The 22,469-nt window shown below is 64.6% G+C and carries 29 protein-coding genes; 9 read left to right on the forward strand and 20 right to left on the reverse strand.

The window, feature by feature from the left end:
* Nucleotides 1-10: 10 nt before the first annotated feature.
* Complete coding sequence (locus tag G410_RS0107135) at nucleotides 11-442, reverse strand: DUF3576 domain-containing protein (protein WP_425411246.1); 432 nt, start codon at nucleotides 440-442, stop codon at nucleotides 11-13.
* A gap of 268 nt (nucleotides 443-710) precedes the next feature.
* Here G410_RS0107135 and G410_RS0107140 point away from each other — a divergent pair, with 268 nt between their 5' ends.
* Complete coding sequence (locus G410_RS0107140) at nucleotides 711-1,454, forward strand: hypothetical protein (RefSeq protein WP_156851887.1); 744 nt, start codon at nucleotides 711-713, stop codon at nucleotides 1,452-1,454.
* Between the two features lie 51 nt (nucleotides 1,455-1,505).
* Here G410_RS0107140 and G410_RS15960 read toward each other — a convergent pair whose 3' ends face one another.
* Nucleotides 1,506-2,084, reverse strand: a complete 579-nt coding sequence (locus G410_RS15960) for a thiamine phosphate synthase (RefSeq protein ID WP_022672969.1) — start codon at nucleotides 2,082-2,084, stop codon at nucleotides 1,506-1,508.
* A 23-nt stretch (nucleotides 2,085-2,107) separates the two neighbouring features.
* Here G410_RS15960 and G410_RS0107150 point away from each other — a divergent pair, with 23 nt between their 5' ends.
* Nucleotides 2,108-2,767, forward strand: coding sequence for a YggS family pyridoxal phosphate-dependent enzyme (locus tag G410_RS0107150; RefSeq protein ID WP_022672970.1), 660 nt, complete (start codon nucleotides 2,108-2,110; stop codon nucleotides 2,765-2,767).
* A gap of 42 nt (nucleotides 2,768-2,809) precedes the next feature.
* On the opposite strand, the gene G410_RS0107155 is transcribed toward G410_RS0107150, so the two are convergent.
* The 8 genes from G410_RS0107155 to G410_RS0107190 all read right to left on the reverse strand — a co-directional run bounded on the left by G410_RS0107155 (nucleotide 2,810) and on the right by G410_RS0107190 (nucleotide 11,936).
* Nucleotides 2,810-4,714: a cation:proton antiporter gene (locus tag G410_RS0107155; protein ID WP_028971181.1), complete on the reverse strand. Its 1,905-nt coding sequence runs from the start codon at nucleotides 4,712-4,714 to the stop codon at nucleotides 2,810-2,812.
* A 73-nt stretch (nucleotides 4,715-4,787) separates the two neighbouring features.
* Complete coding sequence (pdeM, locus tag G410_RS0107160) at nucleotides 4,788-5,477, reverse strand: ligase-associated DNA damage response endonuclease PdeM (RefSeq protein ID WP_022672972.1); 690 nt, start codon at nucleotides 5,475-5,477, stop codon at nucleotides 4,788-4,790.
* The gene (locus tag G410_RS15965; protein WP_022672973.1) at nucleotides 5,477-6,553 is read right to left on the reverse strand and encodes a retroviral-like aspartic protease family protein; all 1,077 of its coding nucleotides are present in this window, start codon (nucleotides 6,551-6,553) and stop codon (nucleotides 5,477-5,479) included. Before G410_RS15965 ends, pdeM begins: the two co-directional genes overlap by 1 nt.
* 127 nt (nucleotides 6,554-6,680) lie before the next feature.
* Nucleotides 6,681-9,119 carry a ligase-associated DNA damage response DEXH box helicase gene (locus G410_RS0107170; RefSeq protein ID WP_022672974.1) on the reverse strand — a complete coding sequence of 813 codons (2,439 nt, stop codon included), beginning with the start codon at nucleotides 9,117-9,119 and terminating at the stop codon, nucleotides 6,681-6,683.
* A gap of 9 nt (nucleotides 9,120-9,128) precedes the next feature.
* Nucleotides 9,129-9,317: a hypothetical protein gene (locus tag G410_RS0107175; RefSeq protein WP_022672975.1), complete on the reverse strand. Its 189-nt coding sequence runs from the start codon at nucleotides 9,315-9,317 to the stop codon at nucleotides 9,129-9,131.
* 124 nt (nucleotides 9,318-9,441) lie between these two features.
* Nucleotides 9,442-10,836, reverse strand: a complete 1,395-nt coding sequence (pgmG, locus tag G410_RS0107180) for a phosphoglucomutase/phosphomannomutase PgmG (RefSeq protein ID WP_022672976.1) — start codon at nucleotides 10,834-10,836, stop codon at nucleotides 9,442-9,444.
* A gap of 37 nt (nucleotides 10,837-10,873) precedes the next feature.
* Nucleotides 10,874-11,155: a co-chaperone DjlA gene (locus tag G410_RS15970; RefSeq protein WP_022672977.1), complete on the reverse strand. Its 282-nt coding sequence runs from the start codon at nucleotides 11,153-11,155 to the stop codon at nucleotides 10,874-10,876.
* A gap of 1 nt (nucleotide 11,156) precedes the next feature.
* Complete coding sequence (locus G410_RS0107190) at nucleotides 11,157-11,936, reverse strand: division plane positioning ATPase MipZ (RefSeq protein ID WP_022672978.1); 780 nt, start codon at nucleotides 11,934-11,936, stop codon at nucleotides 11,157-11,159.
* 130 nt (nucleotides 11,937-12,066) lie between these two features.
* Here G410_RS0107190 and panC point away from each other — a divergent pair, with 130 nt between their 5' ends.
* On the forward strand, nucleotides 12,067-12,912 hold the full coding sequence (gene panC, locus G410_RS0107195; RefSeq protein WP_028971182.1) for a pantoate--beta-alanine ligase: 846 nt from the start codon (nucleotides 12,067-12,069) through the stop codon (nucleotides 12,910-12,912).
* Nucleotides 12,913-12,981: 69 nt separating this feature from the next.
* The gene (locus tag G410_RS0107200) at nucleotides 12,982-13,275 is read left to right on the forward strand and encodes an SEL1-like repeat protein (protein ID WP_022672980.1); all 294 of its coding nucleotides are present in this window, start codon (nucleotides 12,982-12,984) and stop codon (nucleotides 13,273-13,275) included.
* A gap of 80 nt (nucleotides 13,276-13,355) precedes the next feature.
* On the opposite strand, the gene G410_RS0107205 is transcribed toward G410_RS0107200, so the two are convergent.
* The 4 genes from G410_RS0107205 to G410_RS0107220 all read right to left on the reverse strand — a co-directional run bounded on the left by G410_RS0107205 (nucleotide 13,356) and on the right by G410_RS0107220 (nucleotide 15,976).
* A complete protein-coding gene (locus G410_RS0107205) occupies nucleotides 13,356-14,495 on the reverse strand; it encodes a GNAT family N-acetyltransferase (RefSeq protein ID WP_022672981.1) in 1,140 nt (379 codons plus the stop codon).
* 88 nt (nucleotides 14,496-14,583) lie between these two features.
* The gene (locus tag G410_RS0107210) at nucleotides 14,584-15,045 is read right to left on the reverse strand and encodes a RidA family protein (protein WP_022672982.1); all 462 of its coding nucleotides are present in this window, start codon (nucleotides 15,043-15,045) and stop codon (nucleotides 14,584-14,586) included.
* A complete protein-coding gene (locus tag G410_RS0107215) occupies nucleotides 15,042-15,698 on the reverse strand; it encodes an HAD family hydrolase (RefSeq protein WP_022672983.1) in 657 nt (218 codons plus the stop codon). The genes G410_RS0107210 and G410_RS0107215 overlap by 4 nt, the downstream gene beginning before the upstream one ends.
* A complete protein-coding gene (locus G410_RS0107220; RefSeq protein ID WP_022672984.1) occupies nucleotides 15,695-15,976 on the reverse strand; it encodes a DUF3572 family protein in 282 nt (93 codons plus the stop codon). The genes G410_RS0107215 and G410_RS0107220 overlap by 4 nt, the downstream gene beginning before the upstream one ends.
* 51 nt (nucleotides 15,977-16,027) lie before the next feature.
* Between G410_RS0107220 and G410_RS0107225 the strand changes: the two genes are divergently transcribed.
* Nucleotides 16,028-16,393, forward strand: a complete 366-nt coding sequence (locus tag G410_RS0107225) for a response regulator (RefSeq protein WP_022672985.1) — start codon at nucleotides 16,028-16,030, stop codon at nucleotides 16,391-16,393.
* A 149-nt stretch (nucleotides 16,394-16,542) separates the two neighbouring features.
* Here the strand turns inward: G410_RS0107225 and rpmG are convergent, their stop codons facing one another.
* From rpmG to G410_RS0107245, 4 genes are all read right to left on the reverse strand, one after another.
* Nucleotides 16,543-16,710 carry a 50S ribosomal protein L33 gene (gene rpmG / locus G410_RS0107230; protein ID WP_022672986.1) on the reverse strand — a complete coding sequence of 56 codons (168 nt, stop codon included), beginning with the start codon at nucleotides 16,708-16,710 and terminating at the stop codon, nucleotides 16,543-16,545.
* 172 nt (nucleotides 16,711-16,882) lie between these two features.
* Entirely contained in the window at nucleotides 16,883-17,245 is a 363-nt protein-coding gene (locus G410_RS0107235) for an Hpt domain-containing protein (protein ID WP_022672987.1), read from the reverse strand.
* Nucleotides 17,242-17,859, reverse strand: a complete 618-nt coding sequence (locus G410_RS0107240) for a LuxR C-terminal-related transcriptional regulator (protein ID WP_022672988.1) — start codon at nucleotides 17,857-17,859, stop codon at nucleotides 17,242-17,244. Before G410_RS0107240 ends, G410_RS0107235 begins: the two co-directional genes overlap by 4 nt.
* Before the next feature lie 88 nt (nucleotides 17,860-17,947).
* The gene (locus tag G410_RS0107245) at nucleotides 17,948-18,271 is read right to left on the reverse strand and encodes a hypothetical protein (protein WP_156851888.1); all 324 of its coding nucleotides are present in this window, start codon (nucleotides 18,269-18,271) and stop codon (nucleotides 17,948-17,950) included.
* A 280-nt stretch (nucleotides 18,272-18,551) separates the two neighbouring features.
* Here G410_RS0107245 and G410_RS0107250 point away from each other — a divergent pair, with 280 nt between their 5' ends.
* From G410_RS0107250 to G410_RS0107260, 3 genes are all read left to right on the forward strand, one after another.
* Entirely contained in the window at nucleotides 18,552-18,917 is a 366-nt protein-coding gene (locus G410_RS0107250; protein ID WP_022672990.1) for a hypothetical protein, read from the forward strand.
* Nucleotides 18,918-18,919: 2 nt separating this feature from the next.
* Nucleotides 18,920-19,483 carry a TMEM165/GDT1 family protein gene (locus G410_RS0107255; protein ID WP_022672991.1) on the forward strand — a complete coding sequence of 188 codons (564 nt, stop codon included), beginning with the start codon at nucleotides 18,920-18,922 and terminating at the stop codon, nucleotides 19,481-19,483.
* Between the two features lie 109 nt (nucleotides 19,484-19,592).
* Complete coding sequence (locus tag G410_RS0107260; RefSeq protein ID WP_022672992.1) at nucleotides 19,593-20,072, forward strand: Dps family protein; 480 nt, start codon at nucleotides 19,593-19,595, stop codon at nucleotides 20,070-20,072.
* A gap of 90 nt (nucleotides 20,073-20,162) precedes the next feature.
* Here G410_RS0107260 and G410_RS17960 read toward each other — a convergent pair whose 3' ends face one another.
* Entirely contained in the window at nucleotides 20,163-20,711 is a 549-nt protein-coding gene (locus G410_RS17960; protein WP_156851889.1) for a hypothetical protein, read from the reverse strand.
* Between G410_RS17960 and G410_RS17965 the strand changes: the two genes are divergently transcribed.
* A complete protein-coding gene (locus tag G410_RS17965) occupies nucleotides 20,685-21,221 on the forward strand; it encodes a hypothetical protein (protein WP_156851890.1) in 537 nt (178 codons plus the stop codon). The two genes, G410_RS17960 and G410_RS17965, sit on opposite strands and share 27 nt — an antisense overlap.
* A gap of 204 nt (nucleotides 21,222-21,425) precedes the next feature.
* Here G410_RS17965 and G410_RS18380 read toward each other — a convergent pair whose 3' ends face one another.
* Complete coding sequence (locus tag G410_RS18380; RefSeq protein WP_022672994.1) at nucleotides 21,426-22,223, reverse strand: cold-shock protein; 798 nt, start codon at nucleotides 22,221-22,223, stop codon at nucleotides 21,426-21,428.
* Nucleotides 22,224-22,469 lie beyond the last annotated feature (246 nt).

Consider the following 22,469-nt stretch of genomic DNA (forward strand, 5'->3'; position numbering starts at 1 on the left):
CAGATTGCGATCAGCCGGTGATGGCCGAGCGCCTCAGGTCGCGCGCCTTGCCGAGAATGATCTGCTCCATCTTCTGCACCGTGGCCGCGCGCACCGGCGCATCGACCCAGGTGCCGCCATTATTGATCTGGCGGGATCCGGCAACACGCAGCGCATCGGCCCGCAGGTCCTGGTCCAGAATGGTCACGGTGAGCTTCATCCGCTCGCCGGGGCTCTGCGGATTGACGTACCAGTCGGTCACGATCACGCCGCCGGCGCTGTCCGTCTGCAGCAGCGGCATGAAGCTCAGCGTATCGAGCGACGCGCGCCACAGATAGCTGTTCACGCCAATCGTGGTCACCTGGCTGGCGGCCAGATCGGCCGTGGGGCGATCCTTCCCGCCACAGGCGCCGAGCGCCAGCGTGGAAGCGATGAGGATGGCGGATGCGGTAAGGCGCGTCATGCGCATGGAAAACCTCTGGCCTGAGAGTAACGGGAATTGCGCGCTTCTATATATGCTCACGCTGCAAGGGCAAGGTTGCTGCGTCACCGCAGGTTAACCTGAGATGGCTAGGATGAAACTGTGAGATAAAGGACACAGCGGCGCATGAAAACTCAAATGCCCGCATCTGCCAGGCTTTGAGCGGAACCGCTTTCGCTTTAAGGGACTTGGAAGAGTATTGCATATCAGGGGAAGCAGGATGTCGTCGGGCCGCAAGCAGCTTTGGATCATGGGGGGCGCCCTGGCGTCTGCCATGGCGCTGTGCGGTGCCGGCGTGGTGGCCGCGCAACCGGCGGTTTCCAACGATTCGAGCCGCCAGTTTTCCGAAATCCTGCTCAATTCCTCCAGCGGTCTGTTCACGCCGGCCGGTCTCGATGCGAAATCGGCCGAGCGCTTCCGGCAGGCCGCCGTGGCGAGTCGCGGGAAGTTCCGCTTCACGCCGGCTGGGGTCGGTCAGGCCCGTACGCGCGCCGTCACCGTGGCGATCCGCGCGTCATCGGACGAGACGCCGCGCGCCGTTTCCGTGCGCAACGTGATCGCGCAAAGTGAAGCCGGGCTGCGCACATCCGGCAATGGCGAGACCCTGACGGTCAAGCCGACCAAATATGAGCTCGGTACGGCGAAGGGCTGGACCAGCTTTGCGCTGCCGAACGAAAGCCGCAAGAGCAACCTGCCCGCCATCGGGCAGATCAGCGCGGGCGCCGGGTACAGGCTCGATGAAGAAGAGCGCGCCAACAAGCGCAGCAAGTTCAACACGCGGGTCACGCTCGATTCGCCGTCATCGGGCCGGACCTTGCAGCGTCGCATGGGCGGCGCGAACGAATATGCCCTGGATGTCGGCGGCAGCTATTCGATCACCAAGGGTGTCGATGTGACCGCCGGGGTTCGCTATGAAAGCGAGCAGCAGGCACCGCTCGTGGATGAGCAGCAGGACAGCCAGGCCGTCTATCTCGGAACGCTGATCCGCTTCTGATATCGCGGCGTCACGGCCAATCCGGCTTCCCGGCAATCCGGCATTTTCTTCTTATCGCTTGATCAACGCATCGATGGCGGCCCAGCCATCGACCGGAAGGTTGCGCATCATCGCGGCGCGGGCGCGGTTCATTCCGCCCAATGCGATCACTTTTTCCTGTCTGTTCGCCTGCTGCGCCATGGCGCGCCATCCGCCGACGCCCAGAACCGGCTGCCCTGGATGGGACCGGGTCGCATGGACCGGAGAGATCAGCATCCATTGCGCACCGGCTCGGCGGGCGGCACGGAGTTCCTGCCGATCATGCACCGCCGCGCTCGCAGCAAGCCCTGCACAGCGACCGCGCTGCCATCGTCCATGCACGCCGTCCGCGCGCCAGCGGCGGGCCTTGCGCGGGGTATCGGCGAGAAAGACCAGCATGCCGCGCCGTTTGGCGATCCGGTGCAATTGCCGGAACAGGGCGCGGCGCGCGCTCTCCTCCAGATCATAATGCCGCAGCACGATCACGCTGCCGAAGGGCAAGGCGCGCGCGCTGCGGATCAGGGCATCGCCGAATCGCGGATCGGTCATCATCCAGACGACCGGGCGGTTTGGCCGGGGCGAACCGCCTCCTGATGCTTTGCCCTTCGCCATGGCCGCAGCTATAGGCCTGAGCCATGAACGAAGCGACCCCCCTCTCCACCGTCCGCGCGGATATCGCGTCCGCTGCCAGCCGTGCGGCACGCGCGCCGGACGCGATCGATCTGATTGCCGTGTCCAAGACGCGCTCTGCGCAGGAGATCCGCCCCCTGCTGGAAGAGGGGCACCGCAGTTTCGGCGAGAACCGCGTGGGCGAGGCGGCGGAAAAATGGCCGCAATTGCGCGACGATTATCCCGGCGTGGTACTGCACATGATCGGGCAGCTGCAATCGAACAAAGCGGAAGAGGCGGCGCAGCTGTTCGATGTCCTCCACACGGTCGATCGCGCCTCGCTGATCAAGGCGCTGGGCAAGGTGGTGGCATCGGGGGGCCGTTGTCCGCCCTGCTTCCTGCAGGTCAATATCGGCGAAGAGGCGCAGAAGGGCGGCTGCGCGATCGACGATATCGGCGCGCTCCTGGAGCGTGCCCGCACCGCCGGTCTCGATATGATCGGGCTGATGTGCATTCCGCCGCAGGAGGTGGAGCCCGCCCCCTATTTCGCGCTGCTGGGCAAGCTCGCAGCCGAGCATGGCTTGGATCAGCTCAGCATGGGCATGTCCGCCGATTATGACACCGCCGTGTTGCTGGGCGCGACGCAGGTGCGCATCGGCACGGCGCTGTTCGGACCGCGCAGCTAAGTCTCTCGGGCCGGCGCGTTCCGCTGGCGTAGCCGGGACGGCTCAGGCCGGATCGGGGATCGGTCCGCCGCTTTCGCGTCCCTTGGCCGCCTCGCGTCCTGCCGATTTCTCGCGCGCGCCTTCCTTGCGGGCGCGCTCTTCCATCTTCTGCGCCTTCAGCTCTTCCGGGGTGTCGGGCGCCACGAAGCTGATGATGATATCGTCTTCCTCGATCGTCGGCCGGGCCGATGTGGAGAAGAACAGCAGGCGTTTGTCCGGCTTCATCACCGCCACCGGCTCTTCGCCCGCATCCAGATTCTCGACGAACTTTTCGAAGGTGAACTTCTCGGTGATCTGCGTCTTGGAGAAGATCCAGCCGTCGCGCTGACGATCCTGCAGCGTCTCGAAGGTGGGGCCATTCTCCATCAGCACGCGGCCCCGGCTGATCCGGTTATGGGTGCCTTCGTCCGCGCTCACCAGTGTGATCTGGTCATAGCCGATTTCCGGCCCCAGATCGGTGCCGACCAGCTGGTTGTAGCTGTCATTCTCCGTTGCCACGATCAGGTGCTGGAATTGCGCCATGTCCAGCTCATGGCCATGCGCCTCGTCCAGAATCTCGCCCTGATGTATTTCCAGCTCCTGCCGCCGGGCGCTGCGCAGGGCGAACTTGCTCGTGTCGGACACGACCACGCGGTAACCCAGGCCTTTCAGGAACTTGCTCAGATCGATGGTCCAGCGGCTGGCACCGACCATCAGGATCGCCTCACCCTTGCCCTGATCGATCCCGAGACGTTTGGCGACCCAGCTGGCCGAAAAGCCATGGGCCACGATGGTGGCAATCACCACGCTGAACACCAGCGGGACCAGCGCGTCGGCGCCATCATAGCCCAGATCGACCAGCCGCAGGGCGAACAGGCCGGTGACGGCGATGGCGACGATGCCGCGCGGCGCGATCCAGGCGATGAACAGCTGCTCGCGCCAGGGAATGCCCGACAGAAACAGGCTGACGAGCACGGTCACCGGACGCACCACGAACAAGAGCAGCAGCAGGAAGACGACGAACCGTGCCTGGAATGCCTGCATCGTTTCCCAGTCGAGCGTGGCGGACAAGAGGATGAACACGCCGCTGATCAGCAGCACCGCAAGATCTTCCTTGAAGCGGTGCAGCGCGCGGCTGGAATGGACCGGTTTGTTGGCCATCACCACGCCCATCACCGTCACGGTAATCAGCCCGGTTTCATGCATGATGATGTCGGCGATTACGAAGCCGAAGATCACGGTGATGAGTAGCAGCGGCGCCTTGAGATATTCCGGCACCAGACCGCGCGGGAACATATAAGTCAGCGCATAGCCCAGCGCCGCGCCGATCAGGCCGGCCACAAAGGTGGCGCCGATCACCTCGAAACCGATACCGGCATAATCCACGCTGTCGCCGCGATAGCTGATGAAGGCATAGATCGCGACGGCGAGCAGCGCGCCGATCGGATCGTTGACGATGCCTTCCCATTTCAGAATGTCGCGCACCCGATTGGGTACCCGCAGCGTGCGCAGCATCGGCCCGATCACGGTCGGCCCCGTCACCACCAGGATGCCGCCGAACAGTGCGGCCACCGACAGCGGCAGGCCCGCGCCATAATGCACCGCGGCGGTGCCGAGCACCCATCCCACCGGCACGCCGATGATGACCAATCGGGCCACGCCCCATCCGGCATAGCGCAGTTCGCGGAAATTGAGGCTCAGCCCCCCTTCGAACAGGATGACCGCCACCGCCAGCTTGACGATCGGTTCCAGCAGCGTGCCGAAATCGCGCTCCGGCTCGATCAGCCCCAGCGCCGGCCCGGCGATGAGGCCGGCCACCAGCATCAGGGCAATCGCGGGAAGGTTGGTGCGCCAGGCCACCCATTGCGCGCCGATGCCGAGGACACCGATCAGCGCGATCTTTACCATCAGAGAGTCAAGTGGGATCATGCCATAAGCCTATGCGCAACAGGAGGCGCGGATGCCAGAGAAAAGGCACGCCACAATGGGTTAGGCCAATGGGTCAGGCACGTTTGCGCGCCATGGTGCGCGATGCGCCGACGGGAAAGCAGGCCAGCCGGTCGGCCAGCGCCACCAGCGCTTCGGGCGGGGCGGCGCAGGCACGCGCGATCTCCGGATGGTCGACATCCAGCCCGCCGGTGAGCGACCCGAAGGCCGGCAGGATCAGCTTGGTCTCGGTGCGCAAAAAGCAGCGGCGCGCGATGCGGCGGCCCCGGACGGTCATGCGCAGCTTGGGGTGGAAATGGCCGGACAGCTCTGGCCGGGTTTCGCCCGGTTCGGCCTCGTGCCGCAGCAGCAACCCATGTTCTTCCAGTTCGGTCACCGCCCGGCCGCCCCAGCGGCCACGGACTTCGCGATCGTGATTGCCGCGGATCCATATCCAGTCGAGCGTGCCGGTCAGCCGCTGCAGGATGCTCGCGGCGCAGGGGGCCAGCCGCGCTTCACCGGCATCGTCATGATAATTGTCGCCAAGGCAGAAGACGCGCTCTGGCCGGGTGCTTGCGACCAGCGCGTCGATCGCCTCCATCGTGGCGCGGCTGTCATAGGGGGGCAGCATCTGCCCGGCGGCGGCGAAGAAGCTGCCCTTTTCCAGATGCAGATCGGCCAGCAGCAGCGCGCGGCGCGCCGGCCACCACAGGGCAGCGTCTCCCGCCACGAACAGGCGGTGGCCAGCGAACGAAAGGGGAACCATCACCGGTCTATGCGCGCGCCGCGGGTCCGGCGCAAGGGCCGATCCGCCGAGCTATCGGCCAATCGCCGCGCCCGCTGCGTCGCCGTGCGGGCACCGGGCCGGGTGAATTGCACCTGCCGCTTATCGAAATCGATGGTGATTTTGGAAAACAGGCTGATCACGTCCATGCCCAGCAGCAGGGCGGGCTTCTCGTGAAGATCCAGCGCACGAAAGGCATAGGCATCGGCAAAGCTGATCGGCAGATTTTCCACCGTGATGCCGCCGATCTCGATCCGTTCGGCCAGCGCGATGGTGGAGGCAATGCTGTCTCCGGTCACGCTTTGCAGGGATCCGGTGCTCGTCCGGGTGCCCCGCCGTGCCAGCAACCGATCGCGCAGCACGCCATTGCCGATGCTGGTCTGCGCGCCGGTATCCAGCACCAGATCGACCGTGATGCCGTTGATCTGCGCCTGATGGATCACCATCCGCCCGCGCACCCGCTGCGCATTGACCACGATGGTGCCATCCGCCGCGATGCCGGAACGCAGCTTGCGACCGGTATCCTCCACCGTCATCCGGTCCTCGTCGAAATCCATCACCACCCGGTGGCCGTTGAGGCCGTCCAGCCCGATCAGCCCCTGCGCGCCGAGATGACGGCGCTGCAGCGCCGGCGCCTCCAGCGCATCGATCGCGAAGCCGCCTGTTTCCAGCCGTTCGACATAGAAGCTGGTGGCTTCATGCCGCCCCGCGATGGTGGCCAGCGTGAGTGGCGGCCCGGCTTCCAGCTGCAGCGCGCGGGCCAGATCGTGGGAAATGACCGATCGCTCGGCGCCGGTATCGATCAGGAAATAATAAGGCCCGGTCCCGTTGACCGCGACTTTCACCGAAACGCGGTTCGATCGGTCGAGTTCGAAGGGCTGGAATTGCGGCGGCAGGTCTGGCTGGGTGGCCGGCACCGGCGGCGGCAAGGGCAGCGGCGCGACTTGCGCGGCGGCGCTGCCTGCCCCGGCCAGCAAGGCGGCAGCCACGGCGCCCGTCACAAAGCGGGCGAAGCGTCGACGCCCGATGAACAGGCGGGATGGGGCCTCAAAGGTCACGGCAGGCAGCCTAGCAGAGCCGCGCGATCCGGAACAGGGACGCAGCGCCTCGCCGCGGTTGGCCCGGTCGTGATCCGGCTGCGCTTTTACTTGTCGGGGAAAGGCGCGCGCAGGGGCCGCCACCCTTTTACAGCGTCATGGCCTCCGCAATCAGCGCCTCGGCCTCGGCAAGCAGTTCATCATCGGCGCTGCCCTGCGCCACGCTTTCGCGGCCGATCAGCACCATCAGCGGCACCGCCAGCGGGCTGACGCGGTCCAGCGCGACATGCACCATGGTGTCCGCCGCGCGGTCGAGCAGATCGCCGAGCCGTCCGATGTCGGTCAGACGCGCGCGCGCGTCGGCCCAGGCGGCTTCCAGCAGCACATGATCGGGCTCATATTTGCGCAGCACGTCGTAAATCAGGTCGGTCGAAAATGTCACCTGCTTGCCGGTCTTGCGCTTGCCGGGATGCTGCCGGTCGACCAGTCCGCCGATGACGGACACCTCGCGGAAGGCGCGTTTCAGCAGGGCGCTCTGCTGCACCCAGTCGGTAAATTCGTCGTGCAGGATATCCTTGGAAAACAGCGCGGCGGGGTCGGTTACCGGCTCCAGGCTGTAACAGCCCAGCGCATAGTCATTGGACACGAAGCCGAGCGGTTTGAGCCCGCGATTTTCCATGCGCTTGGTAATCAGCATGCCGAGCGACTGATGCGCGTTCCAGCCCTCGAAACTGTAGGCGACCATATAATGGCGCCCCTCGCGCGGAAAGGTTTCCACCAGCAGCTGCCCCGGCTCAGGCAGGACGGAGCGCTCGGCCTGGACCGAAAGCCATTCCTGCACATCCGCCGGAAAGCGCTGCCAATGGCTGCGGTCGGCCAGGAATATGCGCACGCGGGCAGCCAGATTGGTGCTGAGCGGCATGCGCGCGCCGACATAGGTGGGGATGCGCGCCGGGCGGCTGGTGGCGCGCACGAACAGATCGGTATCCTTGATCCGCTCCACCTCCAGACTGAGGCCGCTGAAGAAAAAGGTGTCGCCCGGCGATAGCGAGGCGGCGAAATATTCCTCCACCGTGCCCAGCTTGCGGCCATTCTTGAAACGCACGTCCAGCGTGGCGGCATCGACGATGATGCCGGCGTTCATCCGGTGCTGGGTCACGAAACGGGGATGGCTGACGCGCCAACGCCGGTCGCCCGCGTCGATCGGCCCGGCTTCCTCCTCGCTCGCCGGGGCCAGGCGGCGAAAGCGGTCATAGCTTTTCAGCGCATAGCCGCCGTCGCGGATGAAATCGACGATGCGGGCAAAGGCGGCGGGGGTCAGCGCGCTATAGGGCAGGGCGCTTTGCACCTCGTCCAGCAGATCGGATTCGCGAAAGGGCGCGGCGCAGGCCATCGCCATGATATGCTGGGCCAGCACGTCCAGCCCGCCGGGGCGGAAGATGTCGGGATCGCGCTCGTCCGCCTCCACCGCGTCCAGCGCCGCCTGCGCCTCCAGATATTCGAAGCGGTTGCCGGGCACGAGAATGGCCTTGCTCGGCTCGTCCAGCCGGTGGTTGGCCCGGCCGATGCGCTGCAGCAGGCGCGACGATCCCTTGGGCGCACCCATCTGCACCACGCAGTCGATATCGCCCCAGTCGATCCCCAGATCCAGGCTGGCGGTGGCGACCAGCGCGCGCAGATCGCCGCGCGCCATCGCCGCCTCCACCTTGCGCCGCGCCTCGACCGACAGGCTGCCATGGTGGATACCGATGGGCAGGCTGTCGTCGTTCGATTTCCACAGATCCTGAAAGATCAGCTCGGCCAGGCTGCGGGTGTTGCAGAAAACCAGCGTGGTGCGGTTGGTGGCGATCAGCTCCATCACCTGCGGCGCGGCATAGCGGCCCGAATGCCCGCCCCAGGGCACCCGGCCCAGCGGCAGCAGGATATCGATATCCGGGTCCGCGCCTTTTTCGCCCAGCACCAGCGCCACCGAATCGATATCGCCATAGGGCGCGATCCAGGCGCGGTAACCATCGGCATCGGCCACCGTGGCAGACAGCGCCGCCCGCCGCATGGCCGGCGCGATCCGTTGCAATCGTGCCAGCGACAGCGCCAGCAGATCGCCGCGTTTCTGGGTGGCGAAAGCGTGAACCTCGTCGATCACTACGCGCTTCAGATCGGCGAACAGCGTCACACTGTCCGGATGGGACAGCAGCAGGCTGAGCGATTCCGGCGTGGTCAACAGGATATTGGGTGGGCGGCTGCGCTGGCGCGCCTTGCGGTCCGAAGGGGTGTCGCCGGTGCGGGTCTCGACGGTCAGATCGAGCCCGATCTCCTCGATCGGTGCCTTCAGATTGCGCTGGATATCGACCGCCAGCGCCTTGAGCGGGGAGATATAGAGCGTGTGCAGCCCCTCGACCGCACCCTCGGCCGCATCGGCCAGAGTCGGCAGAAAGCCCGCCAGCGTCTTGCCCGCCCCGGTGGAGGCCACCAGCAGCGCATGATGGCCGGCCCGGTCCGCATCCAGCATGGCCGATTGATGATCGCGCACGCGCCAGCCGCGCCCCGCGAACCAGTCGGCCAGTGCGCGGGGCAGCGCGTCGCTCATAGAGTCGGCTTAGCCCAGCGGGTCTCTCTGGGCGTCTTTCTCATCCTCGGCATCGGACTTATCGTACAGGTCATGCGTGGCGCGTTCGGTGCGGCGCTCATCGGCGGCACTGCTGTCCTTCTTGTTGCGCATCAACGCCCAGGCAATGGCCCCGACCAGGATGATCGGCCCGATAATGGTGGCTAGTCCCCAATCCATAAAGCATTCCTTCCTCTCTCGTTCGTAGCCGTAACGAACGGGAGGGAAAGACTATCCCTCGGGACATTTTTTGCCCGGGCGGGGCGTGCTGTTCTTTTATGTCGAAGCGGCGCGCGCGGGGCCTTCAGTGCCCCACCGTCTCGCCGCGTTCGATGCCGGACAGCGCCAGTTGCTCGTCGATCTGGTCCATCAGGCGCTGCAGCCCGGCTTCGCTGCTCGCTTCGGCGCGGGCCACGAGCACGTCCTGCGTGTTGGAAGCGCGCAGCAGCCACCAGCCATCGTCCGTGTTCACGCGCGCGCCGTCGATATCGCTCATATTCGCGCCCGCTGCCTTCATGCGCGCGACGATCTCGTCCACCGCGGCGAACTTGCGGCTTTCATCGACCTGGAAGCGCATTTCGGGCGTGTTGATCATGTCCGGCATGTCGCTGCGCATCTGCGTGACGGATTTGCCCAGCGTGGTCGCCGCCTTGATCAGGCGCACAGCGGCATAGAGCGCATCGTCGAACCCGTAATAATCATTCTTGAAGAAGATGTGGCCACTCATCTCGCCGGCCAGCGGGCTGCCGGTTTCCTTCATCTTGGACTTGATCAGGCTGTGGCCGGTCTTCCACATCAGCGGCTTGCCGCCCAGTTCGGCGATCTTGTCGTACAGCGCCTGGCTCGCCTTGACGTCGGCGATGATGGTGCTGCCGGGCTCTTCGGCCAGCACATCGGCGGCAAAGATCTGCATCAACTGATCGCCCCAGATGATGCGGCCCTCGCCGTCGATCGCGCCGATCCGGTCTCCATCACCATCGAAGGCGATGCCGAAATCCAGATCGTTGTCCGCGACCAGCTTTTGCAGGTCGACCAGATTTTCCGGCTCGGTCGGATCGGGATGATGGTTGGGAAAGGTGCCGTCCACCTTGGTATAGATGCAGTGATGTTCACCGGGCAGCTTCGTGATCAGCTGTTCGAGCGCCGGGCCGGCCGCGCCATTGCCCGCATCCCAGCCCACGCGGAATTCGGCGAACTGGTCCGCGCCCTTGGTGATCCGGTCGATATAGGCGTCCAGCATCGGCTGCTCGCGCGACGTGCCGGTGTCGCCCTTGTCGTCCCAGTCGCCAGCCGTCGCCATCGCGCCCAGCTTCTGGATGTCCGCGCCGAAGAACGGCCCGCCCTGAAACACCATCTTGAACCCGTTATAATCGGGCGGATTGTGGCTGCCGGTGATCATGATGCCGCCGTCGACATCGTCCATGCTGGCTTCGGCGTAATAGAGCATCGGCGTGGGGCCGAGGCCGACGCGCACGACGTTACAGCCGGTGGCGGTGAGCCCCTTGACCAGCGCCTCTTCCAGCATCGGTGAGCTTTCGCGCCCGTCATAGCCAACAGCGACGCAGTTGCCGCCCGCGCGCCGGATCAGCGTGCCGAAGCCGCGCCCGATCGCATCCGCATCCTCCGCGCCCAGGGTTTTGCCGAGAATACCGCGAATGTCATATTCACGCAGCGAGGTGGAGTGGAACTGATGGGCCATGAAACAATGTCCTCAAGATGGAAGGTCGTTGGTCAAACTATTGCCGGGGCCGCCCGGTTGCACGGGCCAGCAGCCGGTCACGCGCATCGGTAAGCGCTTCCAGCGAGGCGGCGTCATTGGTCTGATCGGGCCGCAGCGCGGCGACCTGCCGGCGCCAGGCGGCACGGATGGTATCGGCATCGGCCTGCGGCGCCACGCCGAGCAGCCGCGCGGCATCGTCGAGCGGGCGATTTTCCTGGCGCTGCAACCGCTGATTCTTGCCCCGCCACCAGAACCAGGCGACCGCCGCAAGTATCGCGAGGAGCAGCAGCTTGCCCATGTCAGGCGTCGACCGCCAGTTTCAGGTGCAGCGCCGATATCAGCGCGCGCAGTTCCTGCCGGGCGGCGATATGGCTGGTGCCCAGCTGGCCGAGATGCCCCTTGTCGAGCAGGGTCAGCCCGCTGGGGAACAGTTCGCGGTAGATCACCCGCTCGCTAAGGCCGGGGATCACGCGAAAGCCGACGCGCTTGGCCAGCGCATCGAGCGCGGAGCCTACGCGTTGCTGGTTGCGCGCTTCCATATTGTGCATGCGGTTGCGCAGCACGACCCAGTCGATCGACTTGCCGTCCTGCCGCGCGCGCTTGGTCCGCGCTTCCCAGATAAGCTCGGCATAGAAGCTGATCTTGGTCACTTCGAAGCTTTCGGCATCGACCTTTCCGATCAGATCGAAATCGACGAAGCTGTCGTTGATCGGCGTGACCAGCGTGTCCGACATGGTGGCGACGAAGCGCGCATGGGGATCGTCGCGGCCGGGCGTGTCGAACAGCAGGAAGTCCATGCCTTCGCCCATGCGCGCGATCTGCTGTTCCAGCTCGTCCTGGCTGTCCTGCTCCAGCGCCTCGAACAACGGCGTGGGCAGATCCACGTCCCGCCGGGCAGCGGTGGCGGCGCGATTTTCCAGATAGCGGAACAACGTGCGCTGGCGGCTGTCGAGATCGATACAGGCGACCTTGGCCCCCTGCATCGCCAGCCCCACGGCGACATGGACGGCGGTGGTGGACTTGCCGGTGCCGCCCTTTTCATTGGCAAAAACGATATGATGCGGGCCCTGCGCGGCCATGAATTCCCCCTTGGATCAGCCTTCGGCCTTGAGACGAACCGGCTTGGCTGACATGCGTTATCGCCTGGCCGACCGGCTGCTATGCGATCGGCGGACTGTCGGGCCATGGCTTACCGAAGGGATGATAGCGGTGCAATTGATCAATCGCCTGGCGGCGCTGCGCAGCGCCGTCGACCAGTTGAAAACGGGCGGAAAACTGGCACTGGTGCCCACCATGGGCGCGCTGCATGCGGGGCATCTGCGGCTGGTCGAAGCGGCGCGGGACGCCGCCGACCGGGTGGCCGTGTCGATCTTCGTCAATCCCGCGCAGTTCGGTCCGGGCGAGGATCTGGACGCCTATCCGCGCCAGCTGGAAGAAGACGCCGCCAGGCTGAAGGCCGCCGGGGTGGACCTGCTCTGGGCACCCTCCACCGAGGAGGTGTACGCGCCCGGCTTTGCCACCAGCGTGCGCGTGGATGGTGTGAGCGAGGGGCTGTGCGGCGCGTCGCGGCCGGGGCATTTCGATGGCGTGGCGCTGGTGGTCGCCAAATTGTTCAACCAGGTCCGCCCGGACATCGCGCTGTTCGGCCAGAAGGACTTTCAGCAGCTCGCCGTGATCCGGCGGATGGCGGTCGATCTGGATTTCCCGATCGAGATTATCGGCGTGCCCACGGTGCGCGATGCGGACGGCCTCGCGCTGTCTTCGCGCAACGCCTATCTTACGGCAGAGGGCCGCATGCAGGCGGCGGCGCTGCCCGCGGCCATGCAAGCGGCGGCGGCGGCGCTGCGCGCAGGCAACGCGCCCGCCACCGTTCTGGATGAGGCCAAGAACAGCCTGCTGCGGGGCGGCTTTACTTCGATCGATTATCTGGAAATGCGGGCAGGGGACGATCTGCGATTACTGGACCGCGTGCAGGATGGCGCGCGGCTGTTCGTTGCGGCGCGTATCGAAGGCACCCGGCTGATCGACAATATTCCGGTCGCCATGCCCGCTTGATTTGGCGTTAACGAATTGTTGACCATATTCTGGTGAAACTGTCCCATCCAAGCTGAAGGGGCAGGGACGATGGGGAATAGTCTGAAAAGCGCACGCTTTCTGATCGAAAGCCGAATAGCCGATGCGGCCAGGGGCAATGCCGACGCACTATACGATCTGGGCGTGGCCTATTCGACCGGCAGCGGTGTCGATATCGATCTGGTGGAAGCGCATAAATGGTTCAATCTTGCCGCGCTGAACGGCAGCGAAGAGGGCATGATGTGCCGGGCGGAAATCGCCTATGACATGACGGCGCGCGAAATTGCCGATGCACAGCGCGAGGCGCGTGCCTGGCTGCGCTCCGGCGATCGACGGGCGGCGTAACCTTACGCAAAAACCAGCCGTCGTTTTTAGGCGGCGCCGGGCTGGCCGCAGCATAAACCACGGGAAAACAGGGACGGCCGTCAGCTGCCTTTCCGGAACGGCCCCATGTCGTTCAGAAATTCGATCTCCTGCGCCACCGCCTGGCGCTCGCGCAGCAGGAAATCGTCCACCGCATCGCGAAAGCCTTCATCGGCAATGAAATGGGCCGAATAGGTCGGCGTCGGTTCATAGCCGCGCGCCAGCTTGTGCTGGCCCTGCGCGCCGGCCTCCACCGTGGCCAGGCCGCGCTCGATGGCAATGTCGATCGCCTGATAATAGCATAGCTCGAAATGCAGGAACGGCACGTCCATCAACGCGCCCCAATAGCGGCCATAGATGGTGTCCGGCCCCAGCAGGTTCAGCGCGCCGGCAATCGGCTGGTCTCCATCGAAGGCCAGCACCAGCACGATGCGATCGCCCAGCCGCTGGCCCAGCAGATCGAAGGCCTGCCGCGTCAGATAGGGCGTGCCCCATTTGCGCGCGCCGGTATCCTGATAGAACAGCCAGAAGGCGTCCCAATGCTCGGCGCGAATGGCATCGCCGGTGAACCGCTCGATCCGCACCGCGCCTTGCGCGGCGGCCCGTTCCTTGCGGATGTTCTTGCGCTTGCGGCTGGACAGCGCAGCCAGAAAGCCGTCGAAATCGGCATAGTCGCGGTTCTTCCAGTGGAACTGGCTGTCGGTGCGGATCAGCCAGCCCGCCTCCTCGAACAGCGCGATCTGGTCCGGTGCGACGAAGCTGGCATGCGCGCTGCTGAGCCCGTTCTGCAGCACCAGCGTTTCGGCCGCCTGCAGCAATGGCGCGGCCAGCGCGTCGTCGCGCAGCAGCAGGCGCGGGCCGGGAACGGGGGAGAAGGGCGCGGCAATCTGCAGCTTGGGATAATAGCGCCCGCCCGCGCTCTCGAACGCATGCGCCCAGCTCTGGTCGAACACATATTCGCCCTGGCTGTGGGATTTCAGATAGGCGGGCAGCGCGGCGGCCAGCGCGCCCCCCGCATCCTTGATCACGATCGACGCGGGGCTCCAGCCGCTGCCCGGCCCGACGCTGCCGGACTGTTCCATGGCCGACAGAAAGGCATGGCCGGTAAACGGGTTGCCGCTGGGGTTGCAGGCATCCCATTGCCCGGCCGGCAGATCGGCAACGCCCTTGGCGATCTGCGCCATGATCCGGTCTTCAGCCATGATCGGATAAACGCATCAGCCGCCCGCCGTTCCCGAACGGCGGTGGCGGGCGCGCGCTTTCATGCGGTTATGCGGTGCGGCGGGCAGCTTAGTTGCGCAGCGCAACAATGGCATCGATTTCCACGGCGGCATTCAGCGGCAGCACGGGCGTGGCCACGGCGCTGCGGGCGTGGCGGCCAGCCTCACCGAACACCTGCTCCATCAGATCGGACGCGCCGTTCACCACCTTGGGCTGATCGGAGAAATCCGGGGTGGATGCCACGAATGCACCCAGCTTCACGATCTGCACCACGCGCTCCAGATCGCCGTCCAGCGCCGCCTTGATCTGCGCAATCAGCATGATGCCGCAGGCGCGGGCCGCTTCCACGCCCCGTTCCAGCGAGACGTCCGCCCCCAGCTTGCCGGTCACGATCGCGCCGTCGATGAAGGGCAGCTGGCCGGACACATAGAGCATGCCGTTCGCGATCACCGCCGGGCGATAGGAGGCCACAGGGGCCGCCGGCTCGGGCAAGGTGATGCCGATATCTGACAGGTTCGATTCGAAGCTCATACCGTTTCTCCAACTGGCGCGTGGCCTTCGGCCAGCCGCGCTTCAATCCATTCCAGAGCCGCGTCCCAGCGGTCGATCCGCGCATGCGCGTCGGGCGCCGGCGGAATGCTGCCAGCCAGCCGCGGCTCGCCCACCATATGCAGCCGCCATACTTCAGGGCGATGTTTCTTCACCGATTCATGGTGATTGGGCAGATCGTCGATAAAGACAGTCACGCTCGGGTCGAACCGGTCCACGATCTCGCTCAGCGGCGTGCCCTTGCCGCCCTGGTTGCAGCGCACCTCATGATCGATCCCCACGGCCTTCAGCTGCGCCGTGCGCGCCTCCTGCCGGTGATCGAGCAGATTGGTCAGCACCACCACATCGGCCTTGGCCGCGAGCGTGCGAATCGCCTCCACCGCGCCGTCGATCGGCTGCTGGCGGTTCATCTGGTCGTCGAAAAAGGCATTCAGCAGCGGCCAGACCTCTTCCTGCTCCACCACCGTGCCATCATGCTTGTGGCGCAGCGCCTCGGCAAAGCCGCCATGATCCAGATCGAAGTGGATGCCATGCGCCTCGTCCAGCCATTCGGCGAACGGCACCACCATGTGCAACAGCACCTCGTCGCAATCGGTGATGATCAGCGGCCGTCCGGCCCGGTCGGGAGAAGTCATGCATCCAGCTTTCGTGCTGCGGCGGGAATCTGTGAGGGGTCGATCTGGCGTGCCTCGGCATAGCTTACAAGGTCCGGCTCATAGGCTTCCAGAAAGCCCAGCACCGCGCGGTGGGTGGCCTGATCCTGCAATCCGGCGCGCAGCGCGTCCGGTGTCAGGCCCGTCAGATCGAGGAAGCGCACGGCGCGCGCATCGTCGCTCATGATCCAGGCCAGCGCATCGAGCGCCAGCGCGACAGGGTCTGTGTGGGAGATCGGGTTGGAGGTTGGCGAGCGCACCCGCTTGGCTTAGAGAATTGGCGACGCAGCGCAAGCAGGGGTTGAGCAATCATGGCCAAACGCATCCTCATCGTGGAGGATAACGAGCTGAACCTGAAGCTGTTCACCGATCTGCTGCGGGCGCACAGCTTCATGGTCGAGCCGTTGACCGATGGGCGCGAGGCGGTGGAAACGGCGCGGGCGTTCAAGCCCGATCTCATCATCATGGACATTCAGCTGCCGCATGTCAGCGGGCTGGATCTGATCGTCCAGCTGAAGGCGGACCGCGCGCTCCGGCCCATCCCGATCCTGGCGGTGACGGCCTATGCCGGCAAAGGGGACGAGGAACGCATCCGCGAGGCGGGGGCGGAAGGCTATGTCTCCAAACCGGTGGCGGTGATGAAGTTCGTGGAGGCTGTGCAGGAGGCCATGCGCTAAGGGCGCGCGGCGCGAACGTGCACAAGCGCACGCCCCCCATGGGATCACCCGGCGCGCACGACAAAACCCCGACAAAAGCCGGGGTGCTGTCTCTTCGGAACATCATGGCTGAACGCTGCGCGGAGGCAGCCCGTTCAGCGCCGGATCAATTACTTGATCTTGGCTTCCTTGAACTCGACATGCTTGCGCGCGACGGGATCATATTTGCGGAACGTCATCTTCTCGGTGATGTTGCGCGGATTTTTCTTGGTCACGTAGAAGAAACCCGTATCGGCGGTGCTTACGAGCTTGATCTTCACGGTGGCGGGCTTCGCCATGATACCTATCCTATTCCTGAAAGTTCGGGCGGGCGGCTGATTCGAACGCCGACCACGACAAGCCGGTGCCGATGACCTGTTGTGGCGGCGGAGTCAAGGTTGCTGTGGATAAAGTGCGGTTTTTGGCGGTGCCGAATGCCCCGTCAGCGAGCGGGTTCACAGGAAGGCCGGATCAGGCGTCGATCAGTTCGTGGATCGCCTGTTCGGTCTGCATCGACGCGCGGTGCAACTGGGCGATGAGCGGCCCGGTATCGTCTTCCGGCGCCCGTTCGATCGCGCCGGTTAGGGCGGCCACGCGTGCGGCGCCCACGCTGAGCGCCGCGCCCTTGAAATAATGCGCGCTGGAGCGGGTGGCATCGCGGTCTCCCTTGGCGAAATGATCGCCGATGATGCGCGGGCGCAGCCGCAGCTCCGCAATGAAGCTCTGCACGAAATCCATGAACGGCTCGAACCCGATGGTGTCGATCAGCTCGTCCAGCTGCTCCTGATCCAGCAGCGCATGCGCGCCGGGCACCGGTGCGATAAAGGCCTTCATTGTTCGGCCCGCGCCAGCATGAGGATGGCCTGGGTGCGGTTGGGGACGGCAAGTTTTTTCAAAATGGCCTTCACATGGGTTTTTACGGTGATTTCCGACAGATCGAGATCATAGGCGATCTGCTTGTTGAGCGAGCCGTCGCTCATGGCGCGCAGCACGCGCAGCTGCGCGGCGGTGAGCGTGCGGATGCGCTGCACTTCGGTGCGATCCGCATCCTCGATAGCATCCTGCGCCCCGGCTGAAAACCAGCGGCCACGGCCCAGCACGGTGCGAATCGCCTCCACCATCTCCGGCATGGACGCTTCCTTGGAGAGGAACCCGTCGGCCCCCAGTACGGACAGCTCCTGTTCCACCGCGGGATTGGCGGTGCCGCTGATCACCAGCATCGGCAGATCGGGGAACTGGTCGCGAAATTCGGACAGGCTGAGCAGGCCGCGGCTATCGGGCAGCGAAAGGTCCATGGTCACCATGTCGGCATCGGCGGCCATGCGGCGCGCATCGGACAGGGAGCCGGTTTCTACCAGATGGGTGCCCGGTGCGGCGGCAGCAAAGGCCAGGGCGGTGGCCTTCCGGCACATCGGGTGATCGTCCACGATGATGGCGGTTTTTCCCAAGCCCCAAGCTCCTGTTAGCACCCGCCCTGATGATGGGGGGATTAGATGACAGGTGCTAACAGAAGCTGGTTAATAAAATTGCGGGCCCTCAGGAATCCTGGGTGATCGCGGCATTGTCCACCACCGAGAGCAACGCGTCGAACTGTGACTGCGTAACGTCCCGGCGCTGGCCGGCCCGGGCGTTTTCCTTCGCCTCCAGCGCGGCCACCGTCACCAGCAGGCTGCGCTGATAGGCGCCGCATTCGTCGCTGCGAATGTCCTTGGCGCACACCGCCTTGGTGCGGGTGATCAGATCTTGCACCACCTTGTCCTTGGCGGACAGGTCCGGCGCGGTCGCCGCCATGGCCGGCAAAGCGATCAGCATCATGCCGAGAGGAGCGGCAGAGCGAATGAGGATCTTGATGCTAGCCATGGCAGGTTCCTTGTTGTGCTTCGCCAGATCGTCCCCGGCGATGACCCTCTTCTGGACCATCACGCCCTGCCGCGAAATCACCCCTTGGGGTTAGGTCCGCCGGGCCATGCGGCGCGCCCGCAATGTCAGCCCGTGTGTTACGGCCAGCGATTTCGGCCAGTAATATCGTCCTGTGATTTCAATATGCGATTTCACAGGCCCTTAACCATGATGCGCTATCGCTCCTCCCACTGGCAGCTTCCCATCGGCGGCATGGCCAGGGCAGGCAAAGGAGGGGCGCATGTTCCAGCGGCACGAGAATTTCGATCGGCATCATCCGGCCAGCGAGCATGATATATCGGCGCGGCTGGTCTTTTGCGGGTTGATCGACGAGCTGGAAGATATCAGCCTCTCGCGCCACCCCGATTATTTCCTGATCAAGCTGCAGCAGCTGCGCACCGATGCGCGGGCCTGCCGCCTCCATGCGCTGGTCGCGGTGACCGAGCAGTGCCTGCGCGGCCTAAGCCGGGCGATCGAGCCGGGGCAGCATGCCCGCTTCAACCGTGACTATGCCGCACTGATGCGCGACGCGGTCGATTGCGGGCAGGCCACCCAGGCCGAATCGGAAGCGCTGCTGGCGTCGGCGGCCTATCGCATCTTCGGATAGGCATGGATGGCTTCCTGACCACGATGCTGGCCGTGCTGCTGGCGGAATCCGGGGGCCGCACGCAGCTTCTTGCCGCCTTGACCGCCGCACACTTCCGGCAGGACGGCGCGGTCCTAGCCGGATTGCTGCTGGCCATTGTGCTGAACGTCGCGCTGTCGGCCATTCTGGGCGGCCTCATGCACGGCTGGGTCAGCCAGGATGTGCTGACCTTCTTCTATGCCCTCGCCTGTCTGTTCGCCGGGCTCACCATGCTTGGGTCTCAGCAGGATGTGGCCGGGCCGGTCCACAAACTGGGCGCGCTGCTGGGCAGCTTTCTGGCGTTCAGCCTCTCCATGCTCGGGGACCGAAGCCAGTTTCTGATCCTCGCCATCGCCGCGCGCACGGACATGCCGCTGTTCGTGGCGGTCGGCGGCCTGTTGGGGCTGGCGATCGCCTGTGTGCCGGCCATCGTGTTTCGTGAGGAAATCGCGCGCGCCGTGCCGCTGATCCGGGTCCGGCGTATCGGCGGCTATCTGTTCACGGCGCTCGGCGGGTTTCTGACGGTAGTCGCGCTCGATCTGGTGTGATCGACCTTGTGCATCTCTGTAACCGGATCAATCGGTGGAAACCATCGCACGGTCTGCGGGTTGTTCTTGCATAGAAACGATTTGAAATCACAGGAAGGACCGCTCTCCCATGACGGACAAGCACCCCGGTATCGACGACAACAGCAAAAAAGCGCTCGCCGATGCGCTCAACGGCATTCTGGCCGATAGCTATGCGCTGTATCTGAAGACCAAGAATTTCCACTGGCACATGCACGGACCGCATTTCCGCGATTATCATCTGCTGCTCGACGAGCAGGCGGCGGAAATCCACGGCACCACCGATGCAATTGCCGAGCGCGTGCGCAAGATCGGCCTGAAGACGCTGACGTCCATCGCCTCGATCTCCAAGCATCAGTCGATCAAGGATAGCGACGAGACCGATATCCCGGCCGAAAAGATGCTCGATCTGCTGCGCCTCGACAATCTGGCCTATGTCGCCAAGCTCAAGGAAGCCAAGGAACTGTGCGAGGAAACCGGCGACAACGCCACCGACGGACTGATCGACGATTGGACCGACATGGCTGAAGAACGCGCCTGGTTCCTGGCATCGACGCTCGAAAAGAACTGAGCGACGGCCATCACCACGAACGGCGAGGCGCTGCCGCGAGGTGGCGCCTTTTTTTTCTTGGCTCGGTGGTCGCGGCGCTGGCCAGCGGCCTTACTCTATCGCAGGCGGCGACGCGTTGATGCGTCCCAGCCAATAGAAACCATCGAAGCCGTTATCCCGTTTTTCGCCGGGAAATGGTGCCAGCGCGATGAAATCGGGTCTGTCCAGATCGGTTAGTTCGGGAGAAACGACGCTGCCGCATTGGACGGCGCCCAGCGGCGGCCGGCCATCCGCACCGATTTTCGCACCGCTTTTCATGGTGCAGTGCCATGAGCTGCCACCGGCGTAGCGCATGTCGAGAGAGAGAATCTGATCGGCAGGCGCCAGCTTCATCGCCATCGGTTCAAACAGGAAATTGGCACGCTGCATGGGCGTTTTTTTAGCGTGCGCGCCGCCCACAAGGATCAGCACGCGATCAAACACCCCGCCATCGGCTGCATTTCGGATATTTTCCGCCTGCGCCGCCTCATGCGGATTTTGCCCGGATAGATGGGCAAATTTCATCTCCTGTTGTTCGTCCTTGGCGCCATTGAAGGCTGTGATCGAAATCGGATAGCCTGCCGACTTGAGTCTATGGAGCCGCACGAGCATCGCAAACATGGCCCGGCTCGCTACGCCATCGGATCGGCCCAACCATCCGGCCTTGCCAAGGGCCTCGCCAAATTGCGCTGGCGGCAAAGCCCAAGCGGCCTGAAACGCGGCATTCTGCATCGAATCATGCTCGACTCCGATGAGCAATCTTTGGCCGCGCATGGCCAGCGCGCAGACGACCCGTCCAAAGAAGGCAGGCGATTGGTCCGTACCATGCAGTTCTCCGAACAGGATGAAGCGCGGATCGCGTTGCTCGACCGCGTCCCAGCCTGGCGGCAATGTGCAATCTTCATCGGCCACCGGCGCTTGCAGCGCAGCGGGCGTGCTGTTCTGATCGGCCTTGGCCGGAAGTGTGGTTGGCAGAGCGAGCAACCAAGCGGTCATCAATATGTGCAGTTTCATCATGGCCTCCCCGCCGTCCGAGACCATGATGCTATGCTATCTGCGCGCTATTGCAATGTAGGAAGATCCCTGATCGGGTCGGTTTTCCCCCAGGGGACCGGCTCTTTGATCTTGTAGGAAATATCGTTGCGCGGCCGCGCAATCCTTTCGTGTTCACTTTGTCAACTTTGCACCATTTCGTTGCTACCGGCATCGGGGGGCAGCGATGTGGACAAGGTGACTGGACGGCGGGAAGGCCGGAGACCGGGCGGCAGGTGAAGGACATGCAAAAAGGGCGGCCCCGCGGGACCGCCCTCGATGTTCATCTGCGAAAAGGCCGGATCAGTCGATCGCGTGCAGATTCACCGCAGAATATTTGCCGCGGCGATCGACTTCGATGTCGAACTCCACCCGGTCGCCCTGGGCCAGGCCGGACATGCCGGACCGCTCGACCGCGCTGATATGGACAAAGGCATCGGCCTCGCCATCTTCGCGTTCGATAAAGCCGAAGCCCTTCACATCGTTGAAGAACTTGACCGTACCCTTGGCCTTTTCACCCGTCAGCTCACGCTGTGGTGCGCCGGCGCCGCGCGGTGCGCCGCCGGGGCCACCCGGTGCGCCGGGACGTGGTGCCCGCTCGACCGATTCGACCGGCATGGGCTCACCCTCGATCTCCAGATCGCTGGCCGACACCTTGCCGCCGCGATCGACGAGCGTGAACTTGAGCGGCTGGCCTTCCGCCAGACCGGTCAGGCCGGCAGCTTCCACCGCGCTGATGTGCACGAACACGTCATCCGGGCGATCGTTGCACTGGATGAAGCCGAAGCCCTTCTGGCCGTTGAAGAATTTGACGATGCCTTCGCCGGAGCCGACGACCTGCGCCGGCATGCTGCCGCCGCCGCGCCGTGGTGCGCCGCCGCCGGAAAAACCGCCGCCACCGCCACCGCCGCCGAAGCCGCCGCGTGGTGCACCGCCACCGCCGCCGCGATCATCACCGAAGTTGCGCGGACCATCGAAGCCGCCACGGCCGCCGCCGCCGCCGTCAAATGGTCCGGAGTCCCTATAGCCGTCGAAATTCTCGTCGCCGAAACTATCGCGCTTGTCACGGCCCTTGCCGCGCCGCTTACGGTCAAAACTCATGTCTTAAAAATCACCTTGCTTCGCCCCCCGGTTCGGGCGAAGCAGCGAAGGACGACTGACTGCAACGCCAGATGCGTCCGTAAATTGGAATCGCATCTAGGCTCTTGCATATCGTAAAATGATCGGCGTTGCGATAGCTGTTTTCCACAGGCTGACCCGGGCCGCGCACGGTGCGGCGATGGCGGCAAGGTTCCAAGGCATAACAAAGCGTTGCATATGCGGCGCGCCGCACCATCTGGATGCGGT

Source organism: Novosphingopyxis baekryungensis DSM 16222, assembly GCF_000420305.1.
GTDB classification, from domain to species: domain Bacteria; phylum Pseudomonadota; class Alphaproteobacteria; order Sphingomonadales; family Sphingomonadaceae; genus Novosphingopyxis; species Novosphingopyxis baekryungensis.